Consider the following 16876-nt stretch of genomic DNA (forward strand, 5'->3'; position numbering starts at 1 on the left):
GAAAGCGAAACTACTTTACGGGAGAAGGGCCGGGAGATGGATCACACGGAGGTCGAGGTCGAGGCTGCGGTCGAGGTCCTCACCGCCCGGGACGTCCCGCTGGGCGGGCCGCGGGCGATGACCGTACGGCGCACCCTGCCGCAACGGTCCCGGACCCTCATCGGGGCCTGGTGCTTCGCCGACCACTACGGCCCCGACCGGGTCGCCGACTCCGGGGGCATGGACGTCGCCCCGCACCCGCACACCGGACTCCAGACCGTCAGCTGGCTGTTCAGCGGGGAGATCGAGCACCGCGACAGCCTGGGCACGCACGCCTTCGTACGCCCGGGCGAGATCAACCTCATGACCGGGGGACACGGCATCAGCCACACGGAGGTCTCCACCCCCGGCACCACCGTCCTCCACGGCGTCCAACTGTGGGTGGCCCTCCCCGGCGAGCACCGCCACGCACCGCGCGAGTTCCAGCACCACGCACCCGAGCCGCTCCGCGTCGCCGGCGCGGAACTGCGGGTCTTCCTGGGCACCCTCGCCGGCGATACCTCCCCCGTACGCACCTACACCCCGCTCCTCGGCGCCGAGGTCCTGATCGACGCCGGCGCCACCGTCACCCTCGACGTCGACGCCGGCTTCGAACACGGACTCCTCGTCGACGAGGGAGACGTCCGCCTCGAGGGAACTCCCCTGCTCCCGGCCGAACTCGGCTACGCCGCTCCCGGCCGCACCACCCTCACCCTCACCAACGGCTCCGACCGCCCGGCCCGGACGGTCCTCCTGGGCGGCCCGCCCTTCGAGGAGGAGGTCGTGATGTGGTGGAACTTCATCGGCCGCAGCCACCAGGACATCGTCGATGCACGAAACGAATGGGAGCGCGCCTCCGACCGCTTCGGCACCGTCGACGGCTACCCCGGTGAGCGACTGCCCGCCCCCGCCCTACCCAACGCCGTCATCGCACCCCGCAAGAACCCCTCCCGCCGCTGAACCCCGTACCGAAAGGCCCACCATGAGCGACCAGACCGCCACCCCCGCCCCCTCCGTCCGCCGCGTCGACACCCGCCACCGCTACGAGATCCTCGTGGCCGACGACCGCGCAGGCCTGACGGCCTACCGCGACCGCGACGACCAGCGGGTCTTCTTCCACACCGAGATCGACGACGCCTACGCCGGCCAGGGACTCGCCGCGATCCTCGTCGAGCAGGCCCTGACCGACGTCCGCGCCTCCGGGAAGCGGATCGTGCCCGTCTGCCCCTACGTCGCCAAGTTCCTCACCAAGCACCAGGAGTTCGCGGACATCACCGACCCGGTCACCCCCGAGGTCCTCGCCTGGCTCGACGCCCAACTGGGGCGCTGAGTCCTCGGCGGAAAGCGGGTGGTGCTGGGCACGACGGGTTCGTACCGGGTCGTCGGTCCGGTGAGGCTGGGCATCGCGCAGGAGCGGTACCGCTGCGAGCCGGGGTCCAAGCCGTCGGCGGTGGGCCCGTCGACGACCCCGGCCGGGGCGTGGCGCAGTCCGTGATGAGGCCGACCGGCGCCGCCGCCTTCACTTCGCCGAGGTTGCCGGGGCGTGCCGTCCGGCTTGGCTCACCTCGGGGATCGGCGGCGTCGGCCGGCTTCGCCGACGGCGCAGCCAGACGTACAGCATCAGGCACGGCAACAGCACCCCGAGAACGGTGAGGACGAGGAACGCCGCGAAGCTGCTGATGTGGGTGACCAACCACGCGAAGTTCTGCCCGAAGAACCCGACCACGAATGACAGGGGGAGGAACACGCTCGCGAGGATCGTGAGCCGTTCCATCGTGGCGCTCTGCCGAAGGTTGATCTTGTTCTGCTCCACGGAGATCACCGCGATGTTCGCTTCCAGGACGGTGGTCAGGAGATCGCGTTGGGCGGCGACCTCCTCGTTGACCAGCAGCAGGTGGTCGTGCACGTCACGCATGTACGGCTGGAGCGGGAGCGGCGTCCTGCCGGGCTGGAGCCGCCGGGTCAGCACGGCGAGGAGCGGGTGCACGGCCCGGTAGAAGTCGGTGGCCTCACGGCGCAGGGAATAGATCCGTTCGGTCGGGGCGACGGCCCCGGAGAACACCGTGGCCTCGATCTGCTCGATGTCGCGCTCCAGTTCGCCGACGACCGGCGCGTAACTGTCGACGACCTGGTCGAGGATCGCCCACAGCGTGGCGGCACTGCCGGTCTTGAGCAGTTCGGGGCGACTTTCGAGCCGGCTCCGCGCTTCGTGCAGCTCGCTGGCGATGCCCTGGCGGACGGTGATCACGAAGTGGTCGGCGAGGAAGACACTGATCTCGCCGGTGTCGATCTCCTCGCGCTCGTCGTCGTAGCGGGCCGTGCGCAGGATGATCAGTTCGGTACCGTCCTCGTACTGCTCGGCCTTCGGCCGCAGGTGGAAGGCGGCGGCGTCCTCGACGGCGAGCTCGTGCAGTCCGAAGATCTCGCGGACGCGGTCCAGTTCCTCGGGGCCCGGTTCGAAAACGCCCAGCCAGACGAATCCGCCTTGCCGGCAGCGCGCGGCCGCCCGCTCCAGGGGCATGGCGCCCTCATGCTGTCGATGCCCGTCGCGGTAGTGTGCGCAGTCGACGATCATGGCCTTCCTCCTCGCGGCCGACCGATGTGCGCCGCCCCGTGCCCACCGGGGGCACAGCGCGCCGTACAGGCCCCACAGCAATAGATGCTCCTCCAACTCGGCAGAGATGTCCTCACAGCCGGAGCCGGTGGCTCCCCACCTGGGTCGAGCCTGCTGTTCACGGGGTACGCGCGTGACGGCGCGTGACACTGCGCGACACCATGTGTCACGGCGCCGAAGGCGCGGTGACCGGAACGGTTACCGGGGCGACTACCGGGGCGGTCACCGATCCCGTCCTACAGGCCCCCGAAACCGTCGCCAGAACCGCCTGAAACCTAGAGGCACCAGAGGCGATATTGAATTCGTTTGGCAGGTGGGGCTGGTGTCCTACAAGTGTCAGATGTGAAGCAGGCCGGAGGCTGGAATTGACGGTTGACCGTCCGATGCCACGAGGGCACACTCGCCGGGTATTCGGCAGAAGTGCCACTCGATCAGGTCGGACGAATATTCGCTCACAGAACAGGAGGAGCGGCATTGGCTCCCGCCATGACACAGGCCGTGCTCTCGGGTTTATCGGGCAAGGAACTCGCACGATGTGCGGCGCCGACCTCCACTCTCGGTCTCGTGATCAGACGATCCGATGAGTCACTTTTCGAAGGTGCGGACGATTCGGACATCGATGTCCGTAAAACCCTGCACGTCGAGGAGGTGCCGCTTCCCGAGCTCGCGCCCGACGAGGCGTTGATAGCCGTCATGGCGTCCGCCGTGAACTACAACACCGTCTGGTCGGCCACTTTCCGCCCCGTATCCACCTTCCGCCTCATCGACAGGTCGGCAAGGGAAGACCAAGGCCTGACCAGGCATGTGATGGACCGCCATGTTCTGGGTTCGGATGCGGCCGGAGTCATCGTCAGGGTCGGCGCTTCCGTACGCCATTGGCGCGTGGGCGACCACGTGGTGGTGAGCACGCTCCATGCGGATGAACAGGACCCTGCCACCCAATGGGACGGAATGCTTTCCGCCTCCCAGCGCGCGTGGGGCTACGAGACGAACTTCGGGGGTCTCGCCCACTACTCGATCGTGAAGTCCACCCAGCTCCTTCCCAAACCCGCTCATCTCACATGGGAGGAAGCGGCCTGCAACACCCTGTGCCTGATGACGGCGTACCGGATGCTGATCAGCGACCGGGGCGCGCGAGTGAAGCTTGGTGACCTCGTGCTCATCTGGGGCGCCACCGGGGGGCTCGGTGTCTACGCGACCCAACTGGCCAAGGCGGCCGGCTGCCAGGTGATCGGCGTCGTCTCCGATGCGCGGAAGGCGCGTGTCGCCCGGGCCCTCGGATGCGATCTCGTCATCGACCGCCATGATGTGCCCGGTCCCGACGGTCTCGCTTCGCTTGCGGGGCGACGGTGGCTGGGCAGCCGCATCCGAGATCGTTTCGGTGAAGATCCCCACTGCGTGTTCGAGCACGTGGGCCGGCCGACTTTCGGTGCTTCCGTCTTCCTCGCCCGGCGCGGTGGCACGATCGTCACCTGCGGCTCCAGCGGGGGGTACGCACACGACTACGACAACCGCCACCTCTGGACCAACCTGAAGCGGATCGTCGGCAGCCACGGCGCCAACTATCAGGAGGCGACCGAGGCCAACAGGCTGGTCAGCCTGGGCAGGGTCATGCCGGGCCTGTCCGAGGTGCACCCGCTGCTGAAGGCCGCGGAAGGCGTCCACCGGGTACACCGGAACCTCCATCTGGGCAAGGTGGGCGTCCTGTGCCTCGCCCCGAGCGCAGGATTGGGTGTCACCGATCCGGAGTTCCGGGCAGGCATTCCAGCGGAGCGACTGCGGTTGCTGCGCAGCGACGCGGAAGCGGCGGGTTCCTAATCATGTCGTTTCTCGACCTGATCCTGACGGCCATCGACAGGCAAGCGGACGAAACGGCCGTTACCGATGTCGATGGCGCCATCAGCTATCGCCGACTCGGTGAGCTGAGCGCAGAACTGGCCGCGGACCTGGCGAAGGTCAGCAGATCCTTCGAACCAGTTGTCATAGACATGCCACGTTCGGTCGGACTGGTCGTCGCCGCCGTTGCCGTGTGGCGATCGGGGCGGGGATGCGTCCCCTTCGACCGATCACAACCCGAGCGACGGGCAGAAACGATTCTGGCGGACGCCGGTGCGCGCTACGTGATCCGGCAGGTGCAGCCCCCCGGTGGCATCCCCAGGTTCGTGTGCGAGCCACTTCCCGTGACCTTGCGCCATCAGCTGTCCGGTGATCGCGCACACGAGTTGGCGTACGTGCTCCACACCTCCGGGTCGACCGGCGAACCCAAGGGGGTGGAGATGGGGCGCGGGCCCCTGACCGGACTGCTCGACTGGCACCTCTCCGCGGAGGACCGCACCGGCGATGCCCGCACGGCGCAGTCAGCAGCCGTGACGTTCGACGTCGCCTGGCAGGAGATCATCACCAGCCTGGCCTTCGGCGGCACGCTGCACATCGTCCCCGACGAGATACGGCGTGACCCCGTCCGTTTGTTGGACTACGTTGCCGGGGCCGGCATCACCCGGCTCTTCCTTCCGACCGCTTTCCTCCAGACAGTGGCCGACTCCGGGCGACGCCGTCCTGCGTCCCCCACCATCGAGCAGGTCTTCGTCGCGGGCTCACAGCTTCGCGTCACCCCCGAGATCCGCGCATGGTTCACCCGACTGGGCGGGGCTCGCCTGCACAACCAGTACGGGCCGACGGAGACCCACGTCGTCACCAGTCACCTGCTCGACAGCGACGCGTCCCGGTGGCCCGACCTGCCGCCGATCGGACGACCTCTGCCGCACGTTGCCACGCGTCTGGTCGACGCCTCGGGCACCGACGTTTCGGATGGCGAAGAGGGCGAGCTCCTGCTCGGTGGAAACTGCCTTGCACGCGGATACAGGCAGCGGCCCCGCCTGACCGCCGAGCGCTTCACCGAGCACGGTGGCCGGCGGTGGTACCGCACGGGAGATCGGGCCGTTCTACGCGACGGCCTCTTCCGGTTCACCGGCCGCACCGACCGCCAGGTGAAGATCGACGGGCACCGTGTGGAGCCGGACGAGGTCGAGGCCCTCCTCGTACAGCACCCGGACGTCCAGGACGCCCACGTCACCGCCCTGCCCACTCCCAGTGGCCGACTCCGGCTCGTCGCCCACGTCCGTCCCCGGCCGGCGACGGACGGCCCCCGCCCTGCACGCGTGACGAACGACGAACGCGTACCGGGCGTACGCACACCCGGCGTACGCGTGGTCGAGCCACCGTGGCGGGAGTACCTCGCCGCACGCCTGCCAGCTCCTTCGGTGCCCTCCGTCTGGTTCCGCGTCGAAGCGATTCCCCTGAACGCCCACGGCAAGGTGGACGCGGCGCGCCTGCCCGAGGTGACGCCCGATCGGCCGCCCCTGCAGGTGGCGTACTCGGCGCCGCGGACGCCCTCCGAACGGCTGATCACCCGGATCTGGGAGGAGCAGCTCGAACTCACCGGCATCGGCAGCACGGACAACTTCTTCGACCTCGGCGGAACCTCACTGCTCGCCGCTGCGGCGGCCGGCAAGATATCGGCCTCCTCGGGAGTGGAAGTCACCGTCCTCGAGGCCTACGCACACCCGACCGTACGCGCCCTGGCCGGTCACCTGGACTCCCGCTGCCGGCCGCGCGACCGCGTCGAACCTCCGCGGCGGGCGAGTGGTGGCGCGTCCGAGCCGGTGGCCGTGGTGGGCCTCGCCTGCCGGTTCCCGGGTGCCCGTACGATCGCGGAACTGTGGTCCAACCTCCTGTCCGGACAGGAGAGCATCACCCGCCTCGACACCCGGCCGCAGGCGTCCGGCCGGTTGCGGGCGGGCGGAGTCCTGCACGACATCGAGGACTTCGACGCCGGGTACTTCGGGATCCCCCCGCAGCAGGCGTCCCTGTTGGACCCGCAGCAGCGGCTCTTCCTGGAATGCTGCGAGGAGGCCCTGGAGGACGCCGCGTGCGTCCCCGGCCCCGACCTCTCGGTGGGCGTGTACGCCGGCTCGGGTCCCAGTACCTACCTGCTCAACAACCTGCTTCCCCAGTTGGGCGTGCGCTCGTTGACGTCGTCCGTCGATGACTTCAACGTCCTGCTGGCCAACGACAAGGAGTTCCTGGCGGGTCGTGCCGCGTACGCGCTCGACCTGCGCGGGCCGAGCGTGAACGTGAACGCGGCCTGCGCCACCGCGCTCTACGCGCTGCACACCGCCGTCCAGGCGCTGCGTTCCGGCACCTGCGACGTCGCGCTGGCCGGCGCGGCGTCGGTCGCCGTGCCTCAGCTGTCCGGATACCTCTACGGCGAGTCCATGCCGTTCTCGCCCGACGGACGCTGCCGCCCGTTCGACCAACGCAGCGCCGGAACGGTCTTCGGTAACGGTGTGAGCGTCGTGGCGCTCAAACCGCTGAAGGCAGCACTCGCGGCCGGCGACGACATCTACGCCGTGATCCGGGGCACCGGGATATCCAACGACGGTGCGGAGAAGGCAGGCATGACCGCACCGAGTGTCGCCGGACAGGAACGCGCCATCCGGATGGCTCTGGAGGCGGCCGCGGTCCCGCCCGCCTCCATTCAATACGTCGAGGCTCACGGCACGGCGACCCCCGTCGGCGACGCGATGGAGGTCGAGGCGCTGCGCCGGGCCTACGGCGCGCTGCCCACCGACTCCTGCTGGATCGGATCCATCAAGGGGAACGTCGGCCATCTCGGTTGGGCGTCCGGCATGGCCGGTTTCCTCAAGACGGTGCTCGTGCTCAGGCACGGGAAGATCCCGCCCACCGTGCACTTCCGTCGGGCCAACCGGGAACTGCGCCTCGATGGCGGACCCTTCCGCGTCGCCGGTCGGCTCCACCCCCTACCGACGGGTGCGGAGCCGGCCAGGTCGGCGGTGAGCGCCTTCGGCATCGGCGGGTTCAACGCGCACGTGATCCTCGAGGAGGCGCCCCGACGGGCGCCCGCCCGGCCCGAGCCGCGTCACTGGTACGTGCTTCCGTTCAGCTCCCGGACGGCCGATGGCATGGAGCGCGTCCTGAACGCCCACCAGGACCCCTCCCTCGGCACGGTTCCCCTTCCCGATCTCGCAAGGACCCTGGGCACGGGCCGACGCCACCACGCCCGTCGCACTGCCGTCGTCGCAGCCGCCGCGGACTCGGTGGCCCGCGAGATCGGCCGCAAGAGCGGTCCTCCCGTGCCGCGCCCGGGTTCGGGCGCTGTTGTCGGCCTGTTCGGCGGACACGGGACGGAGCGGAGGGGGACGGGGCGGCAGCTCTACGAGTCCGAACCCGTCTTCCGCAGCGCGCTCGACGAGTTCGACGGTGTGGTCGACGCCGAAATCGGTCAGACCTTGGGCCGTCTCCTGTACGACCCCGAGCGACAGGACACCGCGATCCACGACGTGGTCGAGGTGCACGCGGTCACGTTCGGCGTTCAGCTGGCCCTGTTCCGGCTGATGGAGTCCAAGGGCGTCCGGTTCGACATCCTTCTGGGACACAGTCTGGGCCACTACGTGGCGGCCTGCGCCGCCGGCGTGTTCTCGGCCGAGGAGGGGATGTACGTCGCCATCGAGCGCGGCCGGGCCATCGAGAGCACCGATCCGTCGGGCACGATGGCAGCGGTCATGGGCGACGTCGAGACGGTACGGCGGCTGATCGCGAAATCCGGCCTCCAGGTCGACGTCGCCGCCGTCAACAGCGCGCAGAAGACCGTGGTGTCGGGCCGGAAGGCAGACCTCACACGGTTCACAGGAGTGGCTGCAGCGCACGGAACGGACGTCAGGGCCCTCGGCTCGCTCCGCGCGGGTCACTCCCGGTGGATGCGTCCGGCCGTCGACCGCTTGATGAAGGCGTTCGACCGGATAGGGCTCTGTCCTCCAGACCGTACGCTCATCGGCACCGTGCAAGGCGAGGCCGGTGTGGACGCCGACGTCACCGAACCCGCCTACTGGGCGCGTCACCTCTGCGAGACGGTGGACTTCGCGAGTGGCCTCGCCCGAACTCTGACTGAAGGAGCCGGGCCGTTTGTGGAGTTGAGCGGCTCCTCCGGACTGCTGTCGCTCGCTTGTGAGGCGCTCCCGGACCATCCGGGACCGTGGATCCCGGTCCTGCGCCGGGGCGGAGACGCGGCGCACGACCTGGCCCGGGCCCTGGCAGCGGCGTACGAGGCCGGGGTGGACCTCGACTGGGACGCCGTCAACGGCGGGGGCGGGCGACCGGCACACCTGCCCCCGTACCCCTTCGAACGACGTCGCCACTGGATCGGGGCGCCCGCCGTCCACGACGGTGGCCCCACTGGCGATTCCACGGTCCGTGAGCCGGTCTTCGAGATCCGATGGGTACCGCAAGCCGTCCGGAGTCGTTCCCTCGCCCCGGACCACCCCGGCGCCGCGCGCCCGGACGGCTCGCCGGGCACCGCCACACGGACGACGCCCCCTCCGGACGCGACCGCGCACGGACGTGATCTCGTCATGACGTTCGAGGCATCCACGCCGCAGGAGGCCGCCGACCCGATCGAAGCGTTGCGGCCCGACGTCACCCGCGTGCTGGACGTCGTCCACGAGCTGACCGCCGGAAACACGGTCGGCCGTCCTCCCAGGCTCTGGATCGTCACCCACGGCGCTCAGCACGTGTCGGCCGACGATGTGGTGTCCCCCTCGCAGCGGGCACTCTGGGGTCTCGGTCGGGTGGTCGCCCTCGAACAGCCCCAGCTGCGCACCACGCTCGTCGATCTGCCCGCGACCCCCTCCGCCAGGGACCTGCGCGCGCTGGACGCATGTCTGGCCGAGGGCGGGGCGGACCGCGAACTGGCGATTCGAGACGGCGCGGCATTGTCCGCACGTCTGACACCCGCAGCGCACCGCACACCCCGGCGGGCCCGGATTCGTTCCGACCGTACGTACCTGATCACTGGCGGGCTCACGGGCGCGGGCCTCTGGACCGCTGAGGTCTTGGCCCGTGCCGGCGCCCGCCACCTGCTGCTGATCGGCCGCAGGCCGGCTGCTGGCCCGGCAGCCGAGCGCATTGCGCACCTGGTCGCGGCCGGAGTCGCGGTCGAAACCGCCCAAGTCGACGTAGCGGACGCCGTTGCGGTGGACCGTCTCTTCGCCGCACGGCGGCTGAGCCGGCATCCCATCGGCGGCGTCGTGCACAGCGCGGGCGCCTTGGACGATCGTCTGGTGGAAAAGACGGACTGGAGCAAGGTGGCCGTCGTGCTGGACGCCAAGGTCCGCGGTTCGTGGAACCTGCACGTCTCCGCGGCGCAGCACGAGGCGCCGCTGGACTTCTTCGCGCTGTACTCGTCAGCCACCGCGGTGCACGGCAACTACGGCCAGGCCGCGTACGCCACCGCCAACGCCTTCCTCGACGGACTCGCCCTGCTCCGTTCGGCCAGGGGTCTGCCCGGCGTTTCGTTCGCATGGGGGGTGCTGGGGGAGGTGGGACGGGTCAGTGACGATGCCGGACTGAAGGACTCACTACGGCAACGCGGCCTCGGGTCGTTGACCGCCCCGGAGGCGGAGTCCGTGCTGATGAGCCGCCTGGACGCGGCGATCCCTGAAGTGCTGGTGCTTCCCAACGACTGGGACGTGTTCCTCGCTGCGCACGAGCTGCGTGACTCCACGCTCTACGCGGGCCTGGGCGCCGGCCCGACCTCACCCCCGGGCCGTGGGCCCGATCCCGATCGATCACTGGAGGCCCGGCTCAGGGAGGTTCCCGTCGCCGAGCGTCGGGACGTGCTCGTGCGAGGCATTGCCGAGCGGGTGGGACGGTACGCCGAGGTACCCCAGTCCTTCGGGCCCGACGACCCGCTCGAACTGCTCGGGCTGGACTCCCTGTCGCTCATCCAGCTCCGCAACGGCCTGCAGCGCGAGTTCACAGCACCATTGCCGCCGCGCCTGCTCGTCAGCCATCCGACGATCGCCGGCATCACGGAGTTCCTGCTCGGCACCCTGGCCGAGCCGGCTCCGGAACAGCCGTCGTCATCTCCTGAACCGCCGCTCTCCCTGGAACAGCGTCGCTGGCTGAGTCTGATCCGCGGCACCGGGTACGGACACCGGGTGGTGCCGGTGATCTTCCACGACGAGCTCGACCGGGCTGCTTTGCTGGAGGCCCTGCGCACGGTCGTGGCCCGCCACGATGTCCTGCGGCAGCACTACCCCGAGGGCAGGAGCACCGTGATCTCCTCCGTCGCTGAGGTGATGCCCTCGGAGGCCGACCTGTTCCGGGACCTCTCGGGCACTTCCGAGCGGGACCGTCGCGCAGTGGTCAGCGATGAACTGGCGAGCCTGGCTTCGGGCGTACCCGACCCGACGTTGCGCCCGTCGTGGCGGCTCCGCTGTCTCGACCTCCCGGACGGCCGGTTCGTGCTGATCGTGGCCGGCAACCACCTGGAGTTCGACGGGGCGGGACTGTCGGTGTTCGTCAATGAAGTGCGGCAGACGTACTGGGAGCTGCGCAACGGCAGGACACCTCCCGCGCTCCGCGTTCCGCTCCAGTACGGGCACTACGCCCGGACTCAAGCCGACTACCTGGCCCGTTCGTCCGATGGGGCCCGGCAGTACTTCTCCGGACTCTTCAGCGGAGTTCAGGGTCCGACATGGCTGCCCGGTACCGGCCCGGGAAGGGCGACCGCCGCCCATCCGTCGACCCGGTACACCCCCGAGGAACCGCTCGCCGACCTGGAAGAGCTGCGGGCCGCGGCACGCGCACTGGGGGCCGCTCCCTTCTCGCTCGTCCTGAGCACCTACGCGAGCTTGGCGGCGGAAGTCACCGGCCTGCCCACCGTCTGCGTGTCCGTCATCCGCAGTTCCCGCGTCGACGAGCAGCACGCGGCCACGATAGGGCCGTTCACCATGCCGTTCCCCCTACCCGTGCACGTTCGGGGGTGGGGCGCCCCTCAGCTGGCGGGACAGGTCGACGGCACGCTCGCGACGCTTTCGACACACGCGCAATACCCGGCCACCGAACTGCTCGAAACGACCCGAGCCTTTCGCGGTCTGCCGCTCGACACCTACTTCGGTGACTTCGGCGTCAACTACACCAGCTATCGGAGGGAGCACCAGGTGGACGGACCCGAGGTCGAAGTCGTGGAGGTCATCGGCAAGGTCGAAGAGCCCCTGCTGCGTGGACACGACTTCGGCACGCTGCGCCGCATACCCGGGCTCCACCTGGTGATCGCGGACGAGGGACCGCACTTGGTGGGGCACTACTGGCACCATGCACACCGGGTTCCGAGGGCGACCGTGGAACAGTGGGCACGTCGTCACCGCGCTCTGACAGCGTCGCTGCTGAGGGCCTGCACCGAGGAATCTCGTGATGCTGCCTCCCACTGACGTGTACACGAGCCGGGCCACGTCCTACGCCCGAGGACGCCCGGGCTATCCGCTCGCGTCCTTGACCCCGCTGGCCTCGGTGGCCGGTGTCGCGCCACCGGCCGTGCTGGCGGACGTGGGCGCAGGTACGGGCATCCTGACGGGAAGCCTGCTCCGCCTGAGGTACCGGGTGCGTGCGATCGAGCCCAACCCCGCGATGCGGACGGTGCTCCTCCGAACATTCGGAAACGATGCCGCCTGTCTTCCGCTCGCGGGAAGTGCCGAAGCCACCGGCCTGCCGGCCCGTTCCGTGGACGCGATCACCATGGGGCAGTCCCTGCACTGGTTCGATCCTGCGCGCACTCGACGGGAGTTCGCCCGCGTCCTGCGTCCCGGTGGTGCTCTGCTCGCCCTGTGGAACGAGGTCCGGTGCCGCGAGTGTGCGTTCTGCCCGGCGCTGGACGAGTTGTTGGCCGCCCTCCTCGACACGTACGCGGAGGCGAAGGCGAAGGACCCCGACCCGGTCGCGTTGATGCGGGCGGTCGCGCCCGGCGAAGCGTCCGTGCGGGTGTACGAGGTTCGCCACGAGCAAGCGCTGACGCGGGACGGACTCTGGAACCGGGTCGACTCCACCTCCTACGCACCGGGCCGTCACGACACCCTGCGCCCGTTGCTCGAACACCGGCTGGCCGAACTCTTCCGACACCACGCGGTCGACGGCCGAGTGGTCCTGCACTACACGACCACCACCGTCCTGGCCTTTCCTGCCGGAGCGGCGGCATGAGCGTGCGAGCCCGCCCGCTGACCACACACGGCCTCGGGGCCGTCGTGACCGGTGTGGACCTCGGGCGTCCGCTGTCCGGATCGGAAAGAGGCGCCCTGCTCGAGATCCTGTACACCGCAGGAGTCGTACGGGTCCCCGCACGACATCTGACCGCCGCATCACTGGAGGCCTTCGCGCTGGCGCTCGGGGTGCCCGAAGTCGTGCGGCCGGTGGCGCACCGGCTGTCGGGCAGCAGCTACATACGCCACCAGACGTCGGTTCCCGGCCTTGGCGTGGCAGGCGGCGGCATGTACTGGCATGCCGACGGGTGCTGGCGCCCCGTGCCCACCGCCGCGACGGTCTTGGGCTGCGTCGTGGCGCCTGCGGGGGGCGGCGCGACCCGCTTCGTCGACGCGCGTGCCGTGCACCGGACCCTGCCGTCTTCGTTGAGGACCAGAAGCGCGGCCGCCACGGGCCTCTACCCGGTGCGGTCGATCCTGGCCGCCGACCACAGGGCTGCCGGCATCGACGATCCCGAACTTCTGGAGGCGTTGCGGGACGTCCGGCACCCCCTCGTCCGTCGCCACCCCGTCACCGGTGAGGAGTCCTTGATCCTCAACCAGATGATGCTGGCGGAGGTCTGCGCCGCCGAGGACGCGGAGGGCGCGGAACTGCTGGCCGAACTGTATGCGGCGGTCGAGGACACCCCCTTCGCCTACGTCCACGCGTGGACGCCCGGCGACGTGCTCCTGTGGGACAACAGGATCGTGATGCACCGTGCCGACCCGGTACCGCCGAAGGCCTCGAAGGTCACGTGGCGGATCACCTTGGACTCCATCGAACCGGGCGCACTCGTGAGCGACGTACGGGAAGGTCTACGAGATGACGAGTGAGCAGTGGCCGACGGCCGACGAGGTGCGCAGCTTCCACCAGGACGGGTTCGTCAAGATCTCCGGTGTGTTCCCGGCAGAGCAAGCGGAACTGCTGCGCGGGGCATTGGCGGCGGAACGCACGGCGTACAACGCCGGCGACCGCGATGACGATCCTCGATACACCTTCGCCCGGACGAAGTCGGTCCAGGTGATCTCGAACCTATGGCGCATCAGGGAGGAGTTCGCCGACCTGTCGGTGCACCGGAGGCTCGGCTCCATCGCCGGTCGGCTCGGGGGAATGGACAGGATCCGGGTGTACCACGACTCGATGCTGTACAAGGACACCGCGAATCCTCCCGTGCCCTGGCATCAGGACGAGTACTTCGCCCTCCTCGACAAAGTGGTGACGGCCTGGGTGGCCCTGTCCCCCGTGAGCCGGGAAGACGGTGCGGTCGTCTATGCCCGAGGCTCCCACCAGGAGGGCCTGCTCGACGTCCGCGGCATGTCCGACAGCGACGTCACGCAACACCTGCGGGCGAAGGGGCATGCGTTCCGGTGCCCGGACATGGCCGCCGGCGACGTCCTGTTCCACGCCGGTACGGTGTTCCACCGCTCGGACCGCAACGTGACGGGAGTTCCGCGCTACGCCTTCACCGCGTTCTTCTTCGAGGACGGGAAGCGTCTGCGGCCACAGCCGTTCGGTACCGAGTTGGTGGACCTCGTCTACTTCCCGGGCCGAGCGGTGGGCGACATCGCGGACTCACCGTTCAACCCGGTGGTCTTCGGACGGGGGAATCCGTGAGGCCACGCCCACGCGCCATGCCGGTGTTCGACAACATCTTCAAGTCGGACCCGTTCCCCTTCTACGACGAGCTGCGATCCACCGGGCCGCTCGCCCGGGTCCGGCTGCCCACCGGAGTGGACTGTTGGTTGCTCGTCGACCACGGACTCGTCCGTTCGTTCGCCCACGACAGAAGGCTCTCCAAGGACTCCAGGTTCGCCGGGGCGGACTGGCACGCGGCTCACCTCAATCGCAGCGGGGGCACCTCCAGGCCGTTTCTGGAGCACCTGCTGACCGTGGACGAGCCGCAGCACACGCGCTTGCGTGCGCTGGTGTCACCTGATTTCCGGCCCGCACGCATCGCCGCGCTGCGCCCGGTCGTGGAATCGGTGGTGCAGCAGGCGTTGGACCGCCTGGAACCCGGCGCCTTGATCGATTTCGTCGCCGAATTCGCCGCACCGGTGCCGCTGGGAGTCATCTGTGAGCTGTTGGGAGTTCCGCGCGCCGATCAGCGGCGTTTCCGGCACTGGGCGCGGCTCCTGGTGGCCGCGGGCGACCACGAACAGGCCCTGATCCCCGGAGCGGTGCAAGAGCTCTCCGACTACCTGCTCTCCCTGGCGGAAACGCGGCGTGCCGCCCCCGACGACTCGCTCTTCTGTCGCCTCGTCCGCGCCGTCGACGAAGGGCGCATGACGGAGCGGGAGCTGACCGCGATGGGATTCATCATCCTGGTCGCCGGTCACGAGACCACCGCCGCCCTCCTCTCCACCGGTTTGCTGGCGATGTTGGAGAGCCCTGTGGTGTGGAACCGGCTGTGCGACGAACCTGACGGTGCCCCTCGACTCGTCGAGGAGCTCATCCGCCTGTGCTCCCCCGTCGAGGTCGCGACACCGAGGTTCGCCCGTGAGGACATCGTGGTGGGACCGCACACCATCGAGAAGGGCGACAGCGTGTTCCTCGGGCTGGCTGCTGCCAACCGTGACGGTGCCTGCTTCAGCAGGCCGCACGAGCTCAGCCCCGAGCGGACCGGGAGCGGGCACCTCGCCTTCGGCCTGGGCCCCCATTTCTGTCTGGGGGCCGGCCTCGCGAGACTGGAGACCGAGGTGGCGTTCACCGCGTTCGCCCGGCGCTTTCCCGGTGTGCGGGTGGAGGCCGACCGGGGCACCCTCGAATGGTCGAGAGGCCTGCTTCTCCGCGGCCTCACGGCGCTTCCCGTACGGCTTCACAAGACCCGGGGCCAGGTATGACCGAACACGTGCACGGCACCGTCGACGCCCGGTTCGCACGCGTGCGTGAGGTCCTGGCCGAGCACCTCTCCTCCGGACTCGATCTCGGCTTCGGGTTCTGTGCTTACCACCGGGGCGAGGTGGTTGCCGACCTGTGGGGTGGACACTCCGACGCGGACCGGCGAGCGACCTGGGGCCCGGACACGTTGCTGCCCCTCGCTTCCATCACCAAGGCGGTGCTGAGCACTGCCCTGTGGCGATTGGCGGCGCTCGGGCACGTGGACGTGGATGCGCCCGTGAGCCGCTATTGGCCTGAGTTCGCGTCCCACGGGAAGTCGTGCATCACGATTGCCACCGTGCTGTCCCACCGCGCAGGCATACCGGCCTTTGCAGATCCGGTGAGCCTGAAGGACGAGCTGGAACGGTGGCGCGTGTTACGGAAGCTGGAAGGTCTGACCCCGCTGTGGACGCCCGGCGAGGCCCACGGGTACCACGCCGTCGTCTTCGGCTTCCTCATCTGTGAACTCATCCGCCGCATCACCGGCAATGCTGCGAGCGAGGCGGTTCACCGACGGGTCGCGGGCCCGCTCGCCCTCGATCTCCACATGCGGCTCGGCCCTGACGAGACCGGAAGGCTCGCCCGGATATTCCCGGCCGCATCTCCCCCACCGGCTACGGTGCCCGTCCCCCTGAAGGAGTACGCCGACGGACTCACGGACAGGGACTCCCTCCTCTACCGGGCGACCTTCGGCTCGTCCGCCATGACCCCCGACGACGTGAACAATCCGGCATACCACCGCCTCGAGCGCCCGGCTGCCTACGGCACCGCCCGTGCTGTCGCCAAGTTGTTCGCGGCCCTGTCGTCCGACATCCCCGAGGGCCGGCTGCTCACCAGAGGATGGCTGCAGAGGGCGACGGCCGAACGGTCGTCGGGGTTGGACGAGGTCTTTCGTCTGCACACGCGCTGGGCCACGGGGTTCATGTTGCCGGGAGGCCCGTTGTGGCCGGACTTCGGACGTCCCGCCTTCGGTCATATCGGAGCCACCGGGGCATTGGCGTTCGGCGACCCGGAACGGGAGTTCTCCTTCGCCTTCCTGCCGAACAAGATGAAGAGCCTCTACGAGGTTCCGGACCACCGTGCGCAGAGATTGACCCGCACCTGCTACGAAGCACTCGATCGCGTTCCATAGCCGAGGCGAGGCAGGACCGGGGGCAGGAGAGGCCGGCTCCTGACCTCTCCTGTCCCGCCTCTCCTCTCCCGCCTCTCCTCTCCCGCCTCTCCTGTCCTGCCTCATGTGAGCGCGATCACGGGCCGGTTCGCCCCCGGGCGGAC

The 16876-nt window shown here is 69.4% G+C and carries 10 protein-coding genes; 9 read left to right on the forward strand and 1 reads right to left on the reverse strand.

Features of this window, described 5'->3' with window-relative positions; translation table 11 throughout:
* The first annotated feature begins 36 nt into the window (after positions 1–36).
* Together ACIQK6_RS06055 and ACIQK6_RS06060 are read left to right on the forward strand one after the other, a co-directional pair.
* Positions 37–978, forward strand: a complete 942-nt coding sequence (locus ACIQK6_RS06055) for a pirin family protein (protein ID WP_329096101.1) — start codon at positions 37–39, stop codon at positions 976–978.
* Between the two features lie 22 nt (positions 979–1000).
* Positions 1001–1348 carry a GNAT family N-acetyltransferase gene (locus ACIQK6_RS06060; protein WP_329096103.1) on the forward strand — a complete coding sequence of 116 codons (348 nt, stop codon included), beginning with the start codon at positions 1001–1003 and terminating at the stop codon, positions 1346–1348.
* 189 nt (positions 1349–1537) lie between these two features.
* Here ACIQK6_RS06060 and ACIQK6_RS06065 read toward each other — a convergent pair whose 3' ends face one another.
* Positions 1538–2593 carry a CorA family divalent cation transporter gene (locus tag ACIQK6_RS06065; RefSeq protein ID WP_329096105.1) on the reverse strand — a complete coding sequence of 352 codons (1056 nt, stop codon included), beginning with the start codon at positions 2591–2593 and terminating at the stop codon, positions 1538–1540.
* A 525-nt stretch (positions 2594–3118) separates the two neighbouring features.
* Here ACIQK6_RS06065 and ccrA point away from each other — a divergent pair.
* Genes ccrA through ACIQK6_RS06100 form a run of 7 tightly spaced genes read left to right on the forward strand, consistent with a single transcriptional unit; the run spans position 3119 to position 16733 of the window.
* Complete coding sequence (gene ccrA, locus ACIQK6_RS06070) at positions 3119–4450, forward strand: crotonyl-CoA carboxylase/reductase (RefSeq protein WP_329096106.1); 1332 nt, start codon at positions 3119–3121, stop codon at positions 4448–4450.
* Between the two features lie 2 nt (positions 4451–4452).
* Complete coding sequence (locus ACIQK6_RS06075) at positions 4453–11922, forward strand: SDR family NAD(P)-dependent oxidoreductase (RefSeq protein WP_402694410.1); 7470 nt, start codon at positions 4453–4455, stop codon at positions 11920–11922.
* A complete protein-coding gene (locus ACIQK6_RS06080) occupies positions 11906–12685 on the forward strand; it encodes a class I SAM-dependent methyltransferase (RefSeq protein WP_329096110.1) in 780 nt (259 codons plus the stop codon). Before ACIQK6_RS06075 ends, ACIQK6_RS06080 begins: the two co-directional genes overlap by 17 nt.
* Positions 12682–13557: a TauD/TfdA family dioxygenase gene (locus ACIQK6_RS06085; protein ID WP_329096112.1), complete on the forward strand. Its 876-nt coding sequence runs from the start codon at positions 12682–12684 to the stop codon at positions 13555–13557. The genes ACIQK6_RS06080 and ACIQK6_RS06085 overlap by 4 nt, the downstream gene beginning before the upstream one ends.
* Positions 13547–14338, forward strand: coding sequence for a phytanoyl-CoA dioxygenase family protein (locus tag ACIQK6_RS06090; RefSeq protein WP_402694411.1), 792 nt, complete (start codon positions 13547–13549; stop codon positions 14336–14338). Before ACIQK6_RS06085 ends, ACIQK6_RS06090 begins: the two co-directional genes overlap by 11 nt.
* Positions 14335–15564, forward strand: coding sequence for a cytochrome P450 (locus tag ACIQK6_RS06095; RefSeq protein ID WP_329096116.1), 1230 nt, complete (start codon positions 14335–14337; stop codon positions 15562–15564). Before ACIQK6_RS06090 ends, ACIQK6_RS06095 begins: the two co-directional genes overlap by 4 nt.
* Entirely contained in the window at positions 15561–16733 is a 1173-nt protein-coding gene (locus ACIQK6_RS06100) for a serine hydrolase domain-containing protein (RefSeq protein WP_329096117.1), read from the forward strand. The genes ACIQK6_RS06095 and ACIQK6_RS06100 overlap by 4 nt, the downstream gene beginning before the upstream one ends.
* The last annotated feature ends 143 nt before the right edge of the window (positions 16734–16876 follow it).

The organism is Streptomyces sp. NPDC091682 (assembly GCF_044756625.1).
In the GTDB taxonomy this organism is placed as follows: Bacteria; Actinomycetota; Actinomycetes; order Streptomycetales; family Streptomycetaceae; genus Streptomyces.

Coding starts and splice junctions, on each gene's coding strand:
- ACIQK6_RS06055 (WP_329096101.1), top strand. CDS start 37: ATGGATCACACGGAGGTCGAGGTCGAGGCTGCGGTCGAGGTCCTCACC.
- ACIQK6_RS06060 (WP_329096103.1), top strand. CDS start 1,001: ATGAGCGACCAGACCGCCACCCCCGCCCCCTCCGTCCGCCGCGTCGAC.
- ACIQK6_RS06065 (WP_329096105.1), bottom strand. CDS start 2,593: ATGATCGTCGACTGCGCACACTACCGCGACGGGCATCGACAGCATGAG.
- ccrA (WP_329096106.1), top strand. CDS start 3,119: ATGACACAGGCCGTGCTCTCGGGTTTATCGGGCAAGGAACTCGCACGA.
- ACIQK6_RS06075 (WP_402694410.1), top strand. CDS start 4,453: ATGTCGTTTCTCGACCTGATCCTGACGGCCATCGACAGGCAAGCGGAC.
- ACIQK6_RS06080 (WP_329096110.1), top strand. CDS start 11,906: ATGCTGCCTCCCACTGACGTGTACACGAGCCGGGCCACGTCCTACGCC.
- ACIQK6_RS06085 (WP_329096112.1), top strand. CDS start 12,682: ATGAGCGTGCGAGCCCGCCCGCTGACCACACACGGCCTCGGGGCCGTC.
- ACIQK6_RS06090 (WP_402694411.1), top strand. CDS start 13,547: ATGACGAGTGAGCAGTGGCCGACGGCCGACGAGGTGCGCAGCTTCCAC.
- ACIQK6_RS06100 (WP_329096117.1), top strand. CDS start 15,561: ATGACCGAACACGTGCACGGCACCGTCGACGCCCGGTTCGCACGCGTG.